Annotated in this window: 13 protein-coding genes; 6 read left to right on the top strand and 7 right to left on the bottom strand. The window is 57.4% G+C overall.

Annotated elements, in window-relative coordinates:
• Positions 1–7: 7 nt before the first annotated feature.
• A complete protein-coding gene (glgC, locus tag Poly59_RS22230) occupies positions 8–1,264 on the bottom strand; it encodes a glucose-1-phosphate adenylyltransferase (RefSeq protein WP_146536311.1) in 1,257 nt (418 codons plus the stop codon).
• Positions 1,265–1,469: 205 nt separating this feature from the next.
• Here glgC and Poly59_RS22225 point away from each other — a divergent pair, with 205 nt between their 5' ends.
• Positions 1,470–3,002, top strand: coding sequence for a Do family serine endopeptidase (locus tag Poly59_RS22225; protein WP_146536310.1), 1,533 nt, complete (start codon positions 1,470–1,472; stop codon positions 3,000–3,002).
• A 128-nt stretch (positions 3,003–3,130) separates the two neighbouring features.
• On the top strand, positions 3,131–5,071 hold the full coding sequence (mutL, locus tag Poly59_RS22220; protein ID WP_146536309.1) for a DNA mismatch repair endonuclease MutL: 1,941 nt from the start codon (positions 3,131–3,133) through the stop codon (positions 5,069–5,071).
• Between the two features lie 203 nt (positions 5,072–5,274).
• Here the strand turns inward: mutL and Poly59_RS22215 are convergent, their stop codons facing one another.
• On the bottom strand, positions 5,275–6,114 hold the full coding sequence (locus Poly59_RS22215) for a helix-turn-helix transcriptional regulator (RefSeq protein WP_146536308.1): 840 nt from the start codon (positions 6,112–6,114) through the stop codon (positions 5,275–5,277).
• A 135-nt stretch (positions 6,115–6,249) separates the two neighbouring features.
• On the opposite strand from Poly59_RS22215, the gene Poly59_RS22210 reads away from it, so the two are divergent.
• The 4 genes from Poly59_RS22210 to Poly59_RS22195 all read left to right on the top strand — a co-directional run bounded on the left by Poly59_RS22210 (position 6,250) and on the right by Poly59_RS22195 (position 12,101).
• Positions 6,250–7,215 carry a dihydrodipicolinate synthase family protein gene (locus tag Poly59_RS22210; protein WP_146536307.1) on the top strand — a complete coding sequence of 322 codons (966 nt, stop codon included), beginning with the start codon at positions 6,250–6,252 and terminating at the stop codon, positions 7,213–7,215.
• The gene (locus Poly59_RS22205; protein WP_146536306.1) at positions 7,212–8,630 is read left to right on the top strand and encodes an oxidoreductase; all 1,419 of its coding nucleotides are present in this window, start codon (positions 7,212–7,214) and stop codon (positions 8,628–8,630) included. Before Poly59_RS22210 ends, Poly59_RS22205 begins: the two co-directional genes overlap by 4 nt.
• 86 nt (positions 8,631–8,716) lie before the next feature.
• Positions 8,717–10,201, top strand: a complete 1,485-nt coding sequence (gene guaB / locus Poly59_RS22200) for an IMP dehydrogenase (RefSeq protein WP_146536305.1) — start codon at positions 8,717–8,719, stop codon at positions 10,199–10,201.
• Between the two features lie 64 nt (positions 10,202–10,265).
• Complete coding sequence (locus Poly59_RS22195; protein WP_246151857.1) at positions 10,266–12,101, top strand: hypothetical protein; 1,836 nt, start codon at positions 10,266–10,268, stop codon at positions 12,099–12,101.
• A 77-nt stretch (positions 12,102–12,178) separates the two neighbouring features.
• Here the strand turns inward: Poly59_RS22195 and Poly59_RS22190 are convergent, their stop codons facing one another.
• The 5 genes from Poly59_RS22190 to rplT form a co-directional block, all read right to left on the bottom strand.
• Positions 12,179–13,063 (bottom strand): CPBP family intramembrane glutamic endopeptidase, encoded by an 885-nt coding sequence (locus Poly59_RS22190; RefSeq protein ID WP_146536303.1) that lies wholly within the window; start codon positions 13,061–13,063, stop codon positions 12,179–12,181.
• Positions 13,063–13,644 carry a CDP-diacylglycerol--glycerol-3-phosphate 3-phosphatidyltransferase gene (gene pgsA, locus Poly59_RS22185; RefSeq protein WP_246151856.1) on the bottom strand — a complete coding sequence of 194 codons (582 nt, stop codon included), beginning with the start codon at positions 13,642–13,644 and terminating at the stop codon, positions 13,063–13,065. Before pgsA ends, Poly59_RS22190 begins: the two co-directional genes overlap by 1 nt.
• A gap of 135 nt (positions 13,645–13,779) precedes the next feature.
• The gene (gene rimO / locus Poly59_RS22180; RefSeq protein ID WP_146536302.1) at positions 13,780–15,195 is read right to left on the bottom strand and encodes a 30S ribosomal protein S12 methylthiotransferase RimO; all 1,416 of its coding nucleotides are present in this window, start codon (positions 15,193–15,195) and stop codon (positions 13,780–13,782) included.
• A 144-nt stretch (positions 15,196–15,339) separates the two neighbouring features.
• Positions 15,340–16,380, bottom strand: a complete 1,041-nt coding sequence (gene pheS / locus Poly59_RS22175) for a phenylalanine--tRNA ligase subunit alpha (protein WP_146536301.1) — start codon at positions 16,378–16,380, stop codon at positions 15,340–15,342.
• A 132-nt stretch (positions 16,381–16,512) separates the two neighbouring features.
• On the bottom strand, positions 16,513–16,902 hold the full coding sequence (gene rplT, locus Poly59_RS22170) for a 50S ribosomal protein L20 (protein ID WP_146536300.1): 390 nt from the start codon (positions 16,900–16,902) through the stop codon (positions 16,513–16,515).
• Positions 16,903–16,940: the final 38 nt, after the last annotated feature.

The following is a 16,940-nucleotide window of genomic DNA, read 5'->3' as shown; positions in this document are numbered from 1 at the left end:
ACAGTTGCTAGCTGCGGGCCACTTCGGGGGCGAACGAAAGTTCGTCACCACGAGCGATGACCACTAGTCCACTTTCGGTGACGGTGAATCCGCGAGCCCGGTCGGCTTCGGGATCATATCCGATTTCGGTTTCGGCCGGGATACGGACACCCTTGTCCACGATCACGCGTCGTAGCCGGCTGCGACGCCCGACTTCGACATCATCGAACAGAATGCAATCTTCGACTCGAGCGTAAGAGTTGATCCGAACGCCTGGTCCCAAGACGCTGCGGGCAACCGTACCGCCGCTGATGATCGCACCCTGGCAAACCAGCGAATCGAGCGCGACGCCGCGGCGAGTTGCTGGGCCACCCTCGCTGCCGAAAACAAATTTTGGCGGCGGCAGTTGCGGTTGAAACGCGCGGATGGGCCAATGTTCGTCGTACAGGTTCAGCAGCGGGTCGACGCCGATCAGGTCCATCGTAGCCTCGAAGTAGGCGTCGATCGTGCCGACGTCTCGCCAGTATGCGTCGCGTTTGCGATTCTCGTCCAAAAACGGGAACGCATAGACTTTGTAATCGTCGATCGCCCCGGGAATGATGTTCTTGCCGAAGTCATGGTCGCTGTCTTCGATGGTCGCGTCGTCGCACAATTGTTCGTACAGAAAACGTGCGTTAAAGATATAGATGCCCATCGACGCCATGTAGACGTCGGGGTCTTCGGGGGTGGGGATCGGGTCTTCGGGCTTTTCTTGGAAACCGAGGACTCGGTGATCTAAATCGGCCTGAATGACGCCAAACTCTTTGGCTTCGCTGCGTGTCACTCGCAGCGCCCCGATGGTGATGTCTGCGTCCATCCTGCGATGGAATTCCAGCATCGGTTTGTAGTTCATCTTGTAGATATGGTCGCCGCCCAAGATGACGACGTCACGCGGCTGTTCGCGTTCGATCGCGTAGATGTTCTGGTAAACTGCGTCGGCCGTGCCGGTGTACCAGTTGTCGGCGAAACGCTGTTGAGGCGGAACGACATCGATGAATTCGCCCAATTCTCGGCAAAAGTAATTTCGCCATGCCAAGTTGATGTGCCGGTCCAGCGAACCCGCTTTGTACTGCGTCAGCAACAATATGTTGCGCATCCCGCTGTTCAGGCAATTGCTGAGCACAAAGTCGACGATCCGGTACAGCCCGCCGAAGGGAACGGCGGGTTTGGCTCGGTCTCGCGTCAGTGGTTCGAGCCGTGAACCGCGTCCACCCGCCAAAATCACTGTCAAAGTGTCTCGCATCATTTTTTGATTCCATACACCCGTTGATTGCCCTGAATCATCGCGTTCTACAACGTCCTGTTTATGCAATCATTAAGTTACCACGCTGCATGGCTGTCATGCGAGACCGAACGGAAGAATTGGCCTGCGGTTTGCTCGCCTAGAATGATGAGAACGTTCTGCCGGTTTGACAGCCGGATCGTGAGTTTTTGGACTTGGAGAAACATTGATGCAGAGTCTTTGGAAAAGTACATCGTTCGCACTGGCCGCCATGTTGGTTGGGGTTTTGGTGATGGGCGTTGTGATGTCGTTGCCGCAGAGTTTGCAGGTTGAAGCGATTGGGCAAGAACGGGCACCGACTGGGCAATTTTCGGCTCAGCGGGACGGCCAGCCAGCACCGCCTGCCGCGGCGACGTTGCAGCAACAAAACTTGACCGCTGCGGACGGATTGTCGACAGCGTTTCGAAACGTCGCCGAAGCACTGAAGCCAAGTGTGGTCAGCATCAGCACGAAACAGACTCAAGTGGTTCGCACCTCAGGCCGTCGCGTGCCGCGCGGCTTCGAAGACTTCTTTGGCGGCCAGGCCCAGCCGCAAATCCAAGAACGTGAATCTAGCGGGATGGGCAGCGGCGTGATCGTTCGCGCGGATGGCTACATTTTGACGAACAATCATGTCATCGAAGGTGCTGACGAATTGTCGGTTGAATTTTCCGACGGCCGCATCGAAGTCGGGTCGGTCGTGGGCACGGATCCTCAGACCGATTTGGCGGTTGTGAAGGTCAACTTGACCGGACTGCGACCCGCAATGCTGGGCAGCAGTGATGAGATCCGCGTCGGTGATTGGGTGTTGGCGATCGGCAGCCCCTTTGGGCTCGATCAAACCGTGACCGCCGGGATCATCAGCGGAAAGAACCGTGTTCAGCGGATCATCGCCGATGGCGACGGCTTCGAAGACTTTTTGCAAACCGACGCGGCCATCAACCCTGGCAATTCGGGTGGCCCGCTGGTCAACTTGCGTGGCGAATTGGTTGGCATCAACACAGCGATCTTGTCGCGTTCGGGCGGCAGTGCGGGTATCGGTTTTGCTATCCCTGTGTCATTGGCCCAACCGGTCTTGGAACAGATTATCGAGACTGGCGAAGTGCACCGCGGATTTTTGGGGGCCCAAGTCGTTGACGTGACTCCCGACAGCGTCAACTCGTATGACTTGAAAGTCCGATCCGGTGGTCTGATCGGTACGGTGCTGGAAAACCAGCCAGCGGCGAAGGCTGGCCTGCAGCCGGGCGACGTGGTGGTCAAGTTGGACGGCCGCAAAGTCACCGGCGGGACTCAGCTTCGCAACTATGTGGCCAGCCGCGTGCCGGGAACGACCGTCAGTATGGAAGTCGATCGCAACGGCGAAGCCGTGACCGTTCAAGTCCAGTTGGGCGAGCGGACCGATGCGGCGATGGCGATGTTCAGCGGCTTCTACGAGCAGATTGGTGCCGAACTGGTGCCCGTGACGCCGGAATCGGCTCAACAGTACGGATACCAGGGGCTTCGCAGCGGGCTGATCGTCAGCAGTGTGCGTGATGCTGGCATCGCGGCGCAAGCAGAACTAGAAGTCGGCGACGTGATCGAGTCGGCTGCCGGTGCTGAACTGACGTCGGTGGACCAGTTGGCGACAATCTTTGCGCGAGCCGAACGATCGCGCCAAATCTTGCGACTGATCGTCCGTCGTGGCAACCAGCGAATGATGTTGCCCATCGGGTTCGGCGAGTAAGCCGACCGGGTGGTCGCCAGGTGAATCGAAAAAACTCCGCCATATCGTTGGCGGAGTACGTGCTGGCTCGGCTTGCACCGGGTGATTTGTGGTTGTGATCGATTCATTTGGCGGTACATTCGATCCCCATGAATACGACCACTCGCGAACTGCCGACGATCCGACAACTGCCCCCTAATTTGATCAACCAGATCGCTGCGGGCGAAGTGATCGAGCGTCCGGCGTCGGTGGTGAAAGAGTTGGTCGAGAACAGCATTGATGCAGGTTCTCATCGCATCGAAGTCACGATCGCTGGCGGCGGCACCGAACTGATCCGCATCAGCGACGATGGCTGTGGAATGACAGCCGAGCAATTACCGCTAGCGATTGCTTCGCACGCCACCAGCAAGCTGCCCGATGACGATTCGCTGTTCAGCGTTCGCACGCTTGGGTTCCGCGGGGAAGCATTGGCGTCGATCGGCAGTGTTTCGCACATGACGATCCGCAGTCGCACCGAAGGCGATAACTGCGGCAGCGAAGTCCAGGTCCGTGGCGGAGTCATCGAGGCGCCCGCGCCGTGCGGTTGTCCGGTCGGGACGGTGATCGAAATCAAGAATCTGTTTTTTAACACGCCGGTTCGGCATCGGTTCTTGAAAACCGCAGGTACCGAACGTGGCCATATCGTCGAAGCGTTCACGCGTTTGGCGCTTGCCAATCCGCAAGTCCACTTTGTGCTGATCAACAACGACAAGATCGTTTACGACTTGCCCGTTTCGACTCGATGGTCGGATCGGATTGGTGCGTTTTTTGGTGACGAGGTCGCAAGCGTGCTGATTCCGATTCGCGACGATTCCGACAACGTTCGGATCAGCGGTTATGTCTGCGATCCGTCGGTCAGTCGCGGCAACAATCGGATGCAGTATCTGTTTTTGAACGGCCGGCATATTCGCGATCGTTCGCTGCAGCACGCACTCGGCGAAGCGTACCGCGGACTTTTGATGGTTGGGCGGTTCCCGGTTTGTTTTTTGCGGATGGACATGCCGCCCGAAATGATCGACGTGAACGTTCACCCAACGAAGTTGGAGGTGCGGTTCACCGATGGCGGCAAAGTGTATGCACGATTGCTGCAAACACTGCGGCATCAGTTCCTTCGCACCGACATGACTCATCGCGTCGGTCCTGGTTCATCACAAGAAACCGATGACCTTCCCGCGGCCGTTCCCGTTCCGCCCGGTTCACCCGAGCAATCTGCACAATTGCAGCGGCAGTCCGTGATTGATTGGGCGCGAACAGGCGTGCAGAAACCAATCGCGACCACTCAAACGATGCCGTCGATCGGAACGCCCGCGTTCCAGCCTTATCCAGGCGGCGCAAGTTCCTCGCCGGTTAGTGATGTTGCTCCTTGGGAAGTGGAATCGAAAGACAGTGGCGGGCTGGCAACGAACGGGCTGGCAACGAACGGGGCGGAGACCGGCGACGGAATCTCGCCGTCGGTTTGCTATCTCGGATTCCAAGTGCACAATCGCTACTTGGTCACTCAGGATGAATCGGGAATGGTCGTGATCGATCAGCACGCGCTTCATGAAAGAGTGCTGTACGAACGAGTTTGCGAGAAAGTGCTGGGCGAAGGCAAGTCGTTGGAGTCGCAGCGGTTGTTGGTGCCGGAACCCGTTTCGTTGACGCCGGCCGAGCGGACTGCGGCGCTGGATGCGAAGGAAACGCTCGGCAAAATTGGTCTAGAAATCGATGACTTTGGCGGCGAGACGATCGTGATCCAGTCTTATCCTGCGATGCTAAAGCATGGATCGCCGGCCGATATGTTGCGAACGGTTTTAGATGCGTTGGTTTCGGCCGGCAAGCAACCCGATCCGAAAGATCTGCTGAACCGTTTGCTTTCGACGATCGCTTGCAAGGCGGCCGTCAAAGCGGGCGATCCGCTGGCGCCGGAAGAGATCGTTAGCTTGCTCGAGCAAAAGGATCTCTATCACGACACGCATCACTGTCCGCACGGCCGGCCGACGGCGTTGTTCTTTAGTCGTGACGAGCTAGACCGAATGTTCGGTCGGTTGGGACCGCGAGGCCGCGGGTAATATGGGGACCCAGCGTGTGCCGGCGCTTCGAGTGCGACCCTGGGCTATGCGATCAAACGCCTTTGGATCGAACGGAAATCAGTTCGATACTTCACTCTCCCGCCCCGCGGAACAGTGATTTTGTGACTGTGAATGCCGGAGTTATTTCTAAACAAATGCTTGATGTAGATGCCGTCCCGGCATCTCTGTTTTCTTCCCCGTTCTTAATGCTGTGCGCGGTATTTTGCGGGGCTGATGCCGCATTGGTTTTTGAATTGCCGATAGAACGTCGACAGATCGTTGAAGCCGCATTCAAATGCGATCGAAACGATCGGCAGATCCGATTCCGTCAATCGTCGTCGGGCATGGTCGATCGCAAGTCGTCGAACGTAAGTCAGCCAAGTTTCGCCGGTCAACTTATGAAACGCTTCGGTGAACGATCGGCGTGACATGTTCAGCGACGACGCGACTTCGTCGATGGTGGTTTCGTCAAAGAAGTGTGTTGGCAACGCGTTGATATAGCCCTGCACGTCGCCTAGCAAGGCACCCGGTGTGCGTTGTTGACGGCGGCCCGAGTTCGGGTGATTGAGCGTCAATTGAATCAGCTTGATCGCTTCGGTGACCATCGCAATCGGCCGATCACGCGAGGCGGTTTCTTGGGCGTGAACCAATCGCCGCATCACGCTGGCTACCCGACTTGCAAAGGCTCCGTCGCCATGGATCACGCGAGTGCCGATTCGATCGACGATCGTTGGGTCGAATCGAAAGTGGCTGTCGGCCACACAGGCAACGTACAGGCTTGATGCGGCGCCCGGAGTGTCGACGATACGGTTTCGAATGCCTGGTGCGACCACAACGATATCGCCGGTTTCGAATTTTTGGTCATGATTACCGAGATGAAACGTGCCTGATCCGCGAAGCACGTAGACGATCTTGACGAACGAATGAGTTCGCCAGTCCATCGAAAAACCGGGGCTGTGGTGGCTTTCGATGATCAGCACGCCCCACGGCGGCATGCGTTCGGTGACGGCGTGGTCGTTCAGGTTGTCAGGGACGGAAACCATGCGATTGCCCGATTTGCAAATTTTCGAAAACCCAATTGTCCAAGATTGGGGGTTGGGTGTCGAGTATATATGTCAGCCCCCGTACGTCGCGTGCGCGGGAACCGTCAATTCCACTGGGCCTGTTGAACGTACCTGATGAATCCGATTTCGCTGCTGAAGCCTCGCCGCAAGATCACCGGGATCTCTGCGATCTTACTTCCCTTCACGTCCGCTGGTGATGTGGACTGGGCCGGTTTCGACTTGCACGTCGAGCGGACGCTCAATGCTGGACTTGCACCGGCGGTCAACATGGACACTGGTTACGCCAACCTGATTGACGAATCAACTCGCGAAGAAGTCTTGCGAAGAACTCAGTCGATTTGCAGTGGCAAACGTTACGTCGGCGGAGTCTTCGTTCCGAGCCAAGAAGGCGCGGCGTTCGACTTGGCTGCTTATCAGACTGGAATCCAGCAGGTCGTTGATTTTGGCGGCACACCGATCCTGTTCCAATCGTATGGTTTGGTCGAATTGGCCGAGCCGGATTTGGTCGAAGCCTACCGCACGATGGGCAGCGGCTGCGATGAGTTTTTATTCTTTGAGTTAGGAACGATGTTTGCGCCGTTCGGCCGGATCTATTCGATCGAGGTGTACGAGCAGTTGATGCAAATCCCTGCCGCGACTGGCGCGAAGCACTCATCGCTTCGGCGAGCCGAGGAGTGGCAGCGATTGGAACTGCGAGATCGCGTGCGTCCGGATTTCAAAGTTTACACGGGCAACGATCTGGCGGTCGACATGGTGATGTACGGCAGCGATTACTTGCTGGGGCTTAGTACGTTTGCACCGGATGCGTTTGCGCTTCGTGATTCGTACTGGGAAAACGGCGACGATCGTTTCTATGAACTGAACGATTTGCTTCAGTATCTCGGCACTTTTGCCTTTCGCAACCCAACGTCCGCGTACAAGCACTCGGCAGCGATGTTCTTGCATTTACGCGGGCAAATTGCGACCAACCTGACTCACCCCAAGTCGCCAACTCGCCCCGATTCAGATTTGGAAATATTAAAAGAAATCGCACAAGACCTTGGTCGAATGACAGGTCGTTTCACCGGAGTATCATCGTGAGTGCTTATCCACGCGTTGCAAGTTTTAAGTCGCACCAGCAGTTTACTGATCACCTGAAAGAACTGGGGGCCGATTTTCCATCGGACGCCGAGGTTGAATCCGGTGCCGATTCGCCGTTGGGTCAGTCGCTTGATGTTGATGGCGTCACCGTCGGCAATCGTTTTTGCATCTTGCCGATGGAAGGTTGGGACGGCACAACCGATGGAAAGCCGACCGATTTGACGCGGCGGCGTTGGCGCAACTTTGGCATCAGTGGCGCCAAGTGGATGTGGGGCGGCGAAGCGGTTTCGGTCCGGCATGATGGTCGAGCGAATCCGAATCAGTTGTTGATGACGGAATCAAATCTGTCGTCGATCGAAGGGTTGCGACATGAACTTGAAAATGCTCACCAAGAACGGTTTGGGCGTACCGATGACCTGTACGTCGGTTTGCAGTTGACGCATTCGGGACGCTGGGCGAAACCGAACGAGAAAACGAAGTCAGAACCAAGGACGGTCCAGCGAAACCCCGCGCTAGATCCTCGCGGAAACGTCACCGACGATTCGGCGATCATGTCGGATGACGATTTGCGTCGGCTGATCGATGACTTCATCGCTGCCGCCGTCCGGGCCGAAAGGGCTGGTTTCAAGTTCGTCGACGTCAAGCACTGTCACGGGTACCTCGGCCACGAATTGCTAAGCGGCGTGGATCGCGATGGTGACTTTGGCGGTAGTTTCGAAAACCGAACTCGTTTCGTACGAGAAATTGTTGCTGGAATCAACGCTGAGGCTCCGTCGTTAAAGATCGGCGTGCGGCTGAGCATCTATGATTTCATGCCTCATCACCCAGGCGAAGATCGCATCGGCGAACCAGTGCCGGGCGCCGATCCGCGATTGGTGTGGGGCGCCGATCCCAGCGGGATGGGAATCGACCTGGATGAACCGTCGAAGTTTTTGACGCTGTTGGAATCCATCGGCGTGAAGATGGTCTGCACCACAGCGGGCAGCCCCTACTCGACGCCGCATATTCAGCGGCCGGCGTATTTTCCGCCCAGCGACGGGTACTTGCCGCCCGAAGACCCGTTGGTGGGCGTCGCGCGACAATTGCGAGCCACCGCTGATCTAAAACGATCGCACCCCGGCATGACGTTCGTCGGATCGGGCTACACGTATCTGCAGGACTGGTTGCCCGGTGTGGCTCAAGCCGTCGTTCGGGCCGGGTGGGTCGATTCGATCGGGCTGGGGCGGATGGTTTTGTCGTATCCGGAGTTGCCGGCCGACGTGATCGCCGGGGTCAAACAGCAGCGAAAGAAAGTCTGCCGCACGTTCAGCGAATGTACCACGGCACCAAGGAACGGGATGATTAGCGGGTGTTTCCCGCTGGATCCGTTCTACAAAGCGATGCCTGAACGCGAGATGGTGAAGGCAATTAAGTAGCCAGGGGCTGGCCCTGGCGTGAAACCTGAGGTTCGGCCATAATTTGTTGCCTTTCCCAGATCCCCTTATCCTCGGAATCGCAGCTCATGTCGGACGACAAAATTGGACCTCTCGGTGTCACCTTTGATGATGTCCTTTTGCTGCCACGGTATAGCGAAGCAGTGCCCAGTGAGGTCGACGTTCGCAGCCAGTTGACCGAGCGCATCAAGTTGCAAATCCCGCTGATCTCGTCGCCTATGGACACGGTGACCGAAGCCGAGATGGCGATCGCGCTTGCGAAGGAAGGCGGTCTGGGGGTTATCCACAAGAACCTCACCACCGACGATCAGGTGGAAGAGGTTACTAAGGTCAAGCGATCTGCCAACGGGATCATCTTTGAACCGCTGACCCTATCGCCCGACGTCCCGGTTCGCCGCGCGGTCGAGCTGATGGACACCGCAAACGTGTCTGGCATCCCGATTGTTCACGATGACCAGACGTTGGTGGGGATTCTGACCCGCCGAGACCTACGCTTCCTAGAGGACCCAAATCTCCCAATCAGCGAGGTCATGACTCGTGATAATTTGGTGACAGCAGTAGGGAATGTAACGCTTGAGGAAGCTGAGAAGATTTTAACGGGAAAAAGGGTCGAGAAACTTCTGCTGGTTGACGAAGATAGAAAACTAACGGGACTTATTACGATCCGCGACATCGACATGATGAAGCGGTTCCCGCGTGCTTGCAAAGATCCGCAGGGTCGATTGCGAGTCGGAGCGGCGATTGGCGTTGGCGACTTTGAACGGGCAGAGAAGCTCATTCGACAAGGCGTGGACGTGCTAACCGTCGATTCGGCTCACGGTCATAGCAAGAACGTGATTGAGACCGTGCGAGAGATTAAGAATCAAAGAGCCTGGGATATCGACGTCATCGCGGGAAACATCGCGACGGCGGAGGGGGCGGAGGCCCTGTTGGAAGCAGGTGCGGACGCGATCAAGGTCGGAATCGGCCCCGGATCGATCTGCACGACTCGAGTGATCAGTGGCGTCGGCGTGCCTCAGATTTCGGCGATTCTTAATGCAGTCAAAGTAGCAGAGAAGAGAGGGAAGCCTGTTATCGCGGACGGAGGGATTCGTTTCAGCGGTGACATTACTAAAGCGATCGCGGCCGGCGCGAGCACGGTGATGATCGGCAGCCTGTTCGCAGGTCTGACCGAAAGTCCCGGCAAGATGATTTTGTACCAAGGACGAACATTCAAGTCGTACCGAGGGATGGGATCGATGGGCGCGATGGTGAAGGGAAGCAGCGATCGGTACAGGCAAAAAGGCACCGAGGCGGGGAAATTGGTCCCCGAAGGTGTCGAAGGCCGAGTGCCGTTCAAAGGTCCGCTTAGCGATTATGTCTACCAATTGGTCGGCGGCTTGCGAGCGGGCATGGGTTACATCGGAACACGGACGATCCAAGAGCTGAGAACGGATGCACGTTTCATCCGCGTCTCGGCAGCGACGGTTAGGGAGAACCATCCACATGACATTGCCATCACGCAAGAAGCGCCGAACTACAGCCCCGACACGGGCTCGAGCGACTCGAACTAAGTTCGTTCGTTTCGCATTCGCAGTCATGCTGGCGGCTCCGAGTGGGGGCAATCTTTCGCCAGCCATGGGCCAATCACCAGCATCGATATCGTCGGAATCGATGTCACCAGCATCGACGCCCTACCAGAGCCTTCGTCCGGTGCCTCGTGAAGGCACCCGCATCGCTCCTCCTGCTGCTCAGCCTCAACGCGACGGATGGGACCTTCAGTGGCGTCGCAGCCCTCGCATCGCCGCCGAGCAGGCTTTGATCGAACAAGCTCGTCAGCAGCAGGCTGCACGGGCTCAGGCCGCACAGGCTGTTCAAGCACAAGCCACACTCGATCAGGTGCGTCACGCCAAAGCTCAGGCACAAGCTCAGGCACAAGCGAGTGTTGCCGCACGATCGCAAGCCGCGGCGATCCCCAATCCCATTCGCCAGGTTAGTGGACTGCAAGTCAGTCGCGAGATGCCAAGTTTGCGTTCGGTCTCGGATCCGGCGCCCGCCGCTGCTCAGTCAGTTTCACAAACGGCTTGGTTGACTCAGCCGGCTCGCGTCGACGACTTGATGGTGCCGCCACAGAATCTGCGCGTCGCCCAAGCACCTGCAGTCGCTCGCCCTAGCACCAACGACGCTCGCAGGAGCGCCGGTTCTGCTGCAGACTTTTTCAGCGATCCGTTTGGCGATGCGTCGCTGTCGGCACCGGCTGCTGATCCCGTTGCCGCTCCGAGTGCGATTCCTTCGCCTTCGGCCGTTCGCAACGTTGCCGCCCAGACGCCACAATCGATCGCCGACGATCCGATCGACGATGGGTTCCTGTTCCCACCACCGTCGAAAGAAAAAGAAGTTGTTCCGCCGACAGCGAAGCCAGGCCAGACCAACCAGCTTCGTGACTCGTTCGGTTTTCCGACCGAGCCTGACGCGATGCCCGAGCCTCAACCGCTGGAGCCTCAGCCATCAGAAACTCAGCCTCGTGAATCCGGTTCGTCGCTGGGTGACATGCTTCGCGGCGACACACCTGACGCGATGAAACCAGATGCGACGAAGTCAGGTAGCGACCAAGAATTGCCGCCGCCTCGCCGAGATTTGGGCTCGCCTGCTAACGGCGATTTCGACAATCCATTTCCAAGCCGACGTGACGCAGCCGATCGCGATCGCTTGAATGATCCTTCGCAGCGAAGTCGTGATGATGAGCCGGGCAGTTATAGTGGCTCGGAAAAAAATGAGATGAGCCAGCCGACGGGAATCACGTGCAGCGATTTTCGCGATCGGATTGCCTTTCAAACGATCGACAAAATTTCGTTGGATATTAGCCCGCCGTACCGTCCTGATGAAATGGAACAGAGCCGTTACGACAAGCTGAAAGCTGAATTCGACGAAAAGCAATCGATTCGTCAGTGGCGAAACATCGACGGCACTCCGCTGGCGTCGGGTCGGTTGCGTGAATTGGCTTACGAGAAGGCGATCATCGAAACCGACTTTGGTACCAAGGAAGAATTGCAGATCAACCGTCTCAGCGAAGCCGACTTGGCTTACATTTCTGAGAACTGGGGACTGCCCAAGGAATGCTTGATCGACCAAGTCGCCTACACGCCTCGCAACTGGACGTCATCGACGATGACTTGGAAAGCGTCCAACTTGTGTCACACACCGCTGTACTTCGAAGACGTCAACCTCGAGCGATACGGCCACACTCGCGGTCCCGTGTTGGAACCGATCGTGCAAACGGCTCACTTCTTCGGCAGCATCGCAGTGCTTCCCTACAAGATGGGCGTCCATGCACCCAACGAATGCACCTACTCGCTCGGCTACTATCGCCCCGGCAACTGTGCTCCCTGGATCACGCCGCCAGTGCCACTTAGCTTGCGTGGTGCCCTGTACCAAACTGCCGCCGTCACCGGTGCGTTCTGGTTGGTCCCGTAATCGACGCCACAAAATCCGCCGCGCCCACTTTTGGGGCGGGCGGGTCCGAGTTGCGTGTTCCCGATCAGTTGACCGGCTTACGAAGTCATCACTCGAAAGCCTTCCATCGTGATCGTGGTTCCATTGAGAACCATGTGGACGACCATCGGTGCGGTGATGTTGCCGGTTTGGCGATACAGATAGCCAAGTCCCAGGGACAAGAAGAACAGCGGAATCGGCGCCGCGCCTTGCCCGATGTGCATCGACGCGAAAACGATGCTGGTGATGAAAATCGGCGCATACGATTTCGGTTGCCATCCGGTCACGGGGTCGACGACCGGATCGAGCAATCGTTCCAGGCCGCCTTGCAGCAGCACTCGAAACATCAGCTCTTCAACAAACGGCGTGATGATCGCTGTGCCGATGAAGATCAGCGAAAACTTTAGCGGGTCGTTGAGCCCGCTCATCGACGTCAGCACGGGGTGATCGTACTTGACCAACAGTGACGCCAGTGCCGACATCACCAGCACCGGTGGCAAGATCATCACGGATGCTTTTAAACCCAACACGCCGTCGGCATCGCTCAGCCGTAGAGACAGTTTGTCGATCGCATTGCGATCACGAACTCGCAGCCATGCCAGCGTGATCAAGGCTGCGACCATGCCAGCGGCCAGCGTTGCCGCGATCAGGGTCATCGTTCCCTTCGCTGTGTTTTCATCGTCGGCGCGTGTCACGATGCCGGCTAGCAACAAGATGGCGACAGTGACGCCTGCGATCACTTGCGTCGAACCGAACATCAAAAGAGCATCGCCCGGATGCCAGAACGGTCGCTCGCGTTTCTGTGCGGGTACCATCACCGACGGCAACGAACGCAGATCGCTGCGGTGGACGATTAGCAGCCTCGTCCACTGGATAAAACTGTACGCCATCGCGGTCAGCACCATCAGATTCAGCATGATCAATGCGATGGGCGGGTCTTCCACTATGACTTACTCAGCTCCTTGGACGCCGCGATCACGTAGACGTATCCCGAATACAGCGTCAGTGCGATCGACGACCACAGGAAGCCCTGTCCAGCGATTCGTATCCACTGGACATCGGGATTGATCAGCGACAACAGGATCGCGATCACTGCGGCGCACTGCAGCACCATCTTCCACTTGCCGAGCTGGTTTGCCGAAAAATCGCCGCCGCTGCCTTCGATGATCGCTCGCAAGCTGGTCACCAGCAATTCACGGGCAACGATGATGGTAGCCATCCATGATGCTACGCCCGAGCCCACGACTTCGACCAGAGCGATGAAGGTGCCGCAGATGATGATCTTGTCAACGAAGGGGTCGAAGATCCGGCCCAGCTTGGTGACTTGTCCGTATTTGCGAGCCCAGTAGCCGTCCATCCAATCGGTCGACACCGCAATGATAAAGATCACCAGCGCCGCCATCATGTTTCCCATCGGCAACAGCGCCATCACGGCGATCGCTAACCCGAAACGGACGGTCGTCAGAGCATTCGGTACGTTGTATATGGATCCCGGCTTGGCATTCATCGCGGTTGTCGTGGTCATAGAAAAAGTTTGCTCACTCGAAGGCGCCGTCTAGGTTGTCCCCGAATGACTAGAGCCCGCCAAGGTGGGGCCCCTGCGCGTCTTTTGAGCTGTTTTGCGATAGCAAGTCGGAAGCAGGGTTTCCGAAGGACGCCGTTAAAGTGGCGCGGCCACCAGGTCGTACCCGTCCGACGCAACGATTTCGCAATCGATCATGTCGCCGATCTCCAGCGGGTCATCCGGGTCAACGCCAGAAACGTAGACGATCCCGTCGATGTCCGGCGACTCACCTCGAGTCCGTCCGATCCAAACGCCTTCCTGGTCCGGCAGCGGCGAATCGATGATCACCGTTTCGACGGTTCCGATGCGGCTGTTGATCCATTCAAATGCGACCTTCTGTTGCACTTCCATGACTCGGTCGTAACGCGCTTGGGCGACTTCGGCTGGCACGCGGTTGGGCAACTTCGCCGCTGGCGTGTCTTCTTCGATGCTGTACGTAAATACGCCCAAGTGTTCGAACTTTTGGGTGGCCACAAAGTCGCATAGTTGGTCGATGTCGTCTTCGGTTTCGCCGGGGAAGCCTGTGATCAAAGTCGTTCGCATGATCAGGTTCGGAATCCGATCGCGCAGCTTCGCCAGGATCTCTTCTTGGGACGCGCGAGTCGTCTTCCGCGACATCCGCTTCAGCATCGTGTCGGATGCGTGTTGCAGCGGCATGTCGATGTACGGCAGGATCCGCTTGGCATTGGCAAGTGTGTCAATCAGTGCGTCGTCGATGTACATCGGATAGAAGTACATCAAGCGGATCCAGTCGATCGATTCGATCTTGTCCAACTCGATCAGCAGTTCGTTCAGTCGCGGTTCGCCATACAGATCTTTGCCGTAGTAGGTCGTGTCCTGAGCCACGATGACGACTTCGCGTACACCGCTTTCGCCCAACCGTTTGGCTTCGTCGATGACCTGTTCGATTGGCTTGCTGTAGTGCTTGCCACGCATTTTGGGGATCGCGCAAAACGTACACAGCCGGTCGCAGCCTTCGCTAATTTTCAAGTACGCAAAGTGCCGTGGCGTCACCGCGCGGCGGACTGCGTCGGACAAAGGACGAATCGGCGCGGGGCGGAAAACCTTTTCTTGTTCTTCGATGCCCGACTGCAGTCGATCGATGACCGAGACGATTTCGTTTCGGCCGAACACGCCGATCATCGCGTCAATTTCGGGGCGGTCTTCTAGCAGTTTTCCCTGTTGGCGTTCGGCCAGACATCCCGTCACGACGACGTTCTTCAGCTTGCCGGCTTTTTTCAGTGCCAGCATCTCGTCGATTGCGCCGTACGATTCGGCCCGTGCCGAGTCAATGAATCCACAGGTGTTGATGACGACAAAGTCCGCCGTGTCGACGGACTCGACCATCGCGTAGCCCTCTTCGTCGAGTCGGCCGAGCATCTGTTCGGTGTCGACTAAGTTCTTGGGGCAACCAAGTGAAACGACCGCATAGCGGCCACGCACTCCGTCGGTAGACTCGGCGGGCTGCTTGGACGAAGAAACGGCGCTTTCGGAAACGATCGGGAGCTGCATCGAGGGTGCTCGGATGGTTGCCGCGGCCAGAATGGCGGGCGGCGGTGGTCGGATGTGCGTAAGTAGCCCCGAATTAAACCACAGCCATCAAAAACAAGCAAACGAGTTGATTGCCGTCCGGTCGGTCGGCGCGCCCGCAGGCCGCTAGAACTGGCTCAGGAACCGCAGGTCGCCACTGTACAGGTCGCGGATATCCGTGACCGAGTGACGACGCATGCACAGCCGTTCGACGCCCAGGCCGAACGCAAACCCGCTGTACACTTCGGGGTCGTACCCGACGGCTTCGAAGACGGCCGGGTCGACCATTCCGGCGCCACCGAACTCGATCCAGGTGCCGTTCCAGAAAAAGTCCACTTCGACGCTTGGCTCGGTGAACGGAAAGAACGACGGGCGGAACCGGATTTCGACGTCGTCGCCTAGATAGTTGGTCGCAAAGACTCGCAGCACCGTCTTCAGATTGGCCATCGTCACGTTGCGATCGACGTACAGACCTTCCATCTGATGGAACATCGGAAAGTGAGTCGCGTCGGGAGCGTCCGGGCGGTAGACACGGCCAAGCGAGATCACGCGGATCGGCGGCTGCTGAGTCTCCATGACTCGGATTTGCACCGTGCTGGTCTGGCTTCGCAGCAACTGGGTGCCTTCGATGCCTTTGGCCGAACCGCTGGCCGCCAGCGATGCCGCCGTTGACAAGTAGAAATTGTCCAGCGGGTCGCGAGCCGGGTGATCTTCGGGGATGTTCAGCGCGACGAAGTTATGGTGTGGATCTTCAACTTCGGGGCCCTCGGCCGCTTCGAAGCCCATCCGGCCCATGATTTCCGTCAGGTGCGTGATCGTTTGCGTGATCGGATGGATATGCCCGATTGCGGGCTGAACGCCGGGCAGGGTTGGGTCAAAGGTCAAGTCGATGCCGCCGCTATCGCCGCCACCGAGTCGGGACTGCGATTCTTCGAATGCGGTTTGCACGTTTGCCTTGAAGGCGTTCAATCGTATGCCGGCGTCTTTTCGATCACTCGGATCGATGCCGCCCATTTGTTTTTGAACGTCTTTCAGAGCACCTTTCTTGGCACCCAGATACCGCACCCGGGCCTCTTCGAGGGCCTCGGCGTCGGTAGCTGAATCGAATGCCGCTGCAGCCTCGCCTTCAAGTTGGTCGAGGGTGGCAAGAAAATCCTTCAGCGACATGATGGCCTAGCGTTTTGTCAAAACGGAGAACTCGATTTTGCAATCGCCAAGGAGAGTCCCTGGCGAGGGCCGTTTAAATTGCAACGCAGTCGAAATCGGCGGCGTTGCTGGGTAGCAGCGTGACGCTTTTACTTAAGCGGTGGCTTCAGCGTGCTGAGGCTTCGGAGCGGTTTCAAGAGCTTTCTTGACCGCATCAACCACGTCCTTGAAGCCTGCTTCGTCGTGAATCGCCATTTCTGACAGAGTCTTGCGATCCAATTCGATGCCTGCACACTTCAGGCCGAACATGAATTCGCTGTAACGCAGGCCGTGTTGGCGGCTGGCTGCGTTCAAGCGAATGATCCAGAGTTTGCGGAATTCACGCTTCTTGACCCGACGGTCGCGAAACGCATACACGCCACTGCGAAGCAAGGTTTCTTTGACGGTCCGGGTCAGCTTACTACGGCCGCCACGAAAGCCTTTGGCTCGCTTAAAAAGACGCTTTTTGCTCTTGTTTCTGGCTGAGCCGGTCGTGGTACGCATCGATCGAAATCCTTAACTCTGAAAGTTCATTAAAAGTG

Origin of the sequence: Rubripirellula reticaptiva (genome assembly GCF_007860175.1) — a bacterium.
Taxonomy (GTDB): domain Bacteria; phylum Planctomycetota; class Planctomycetia; order Pirellulales; family Pirellulaceae; genus Rubripirellula; species Rubripirellula reticaptiva.
This window is presented reverse-complemented; position numbering and strand designations above follow the sequence as displayed.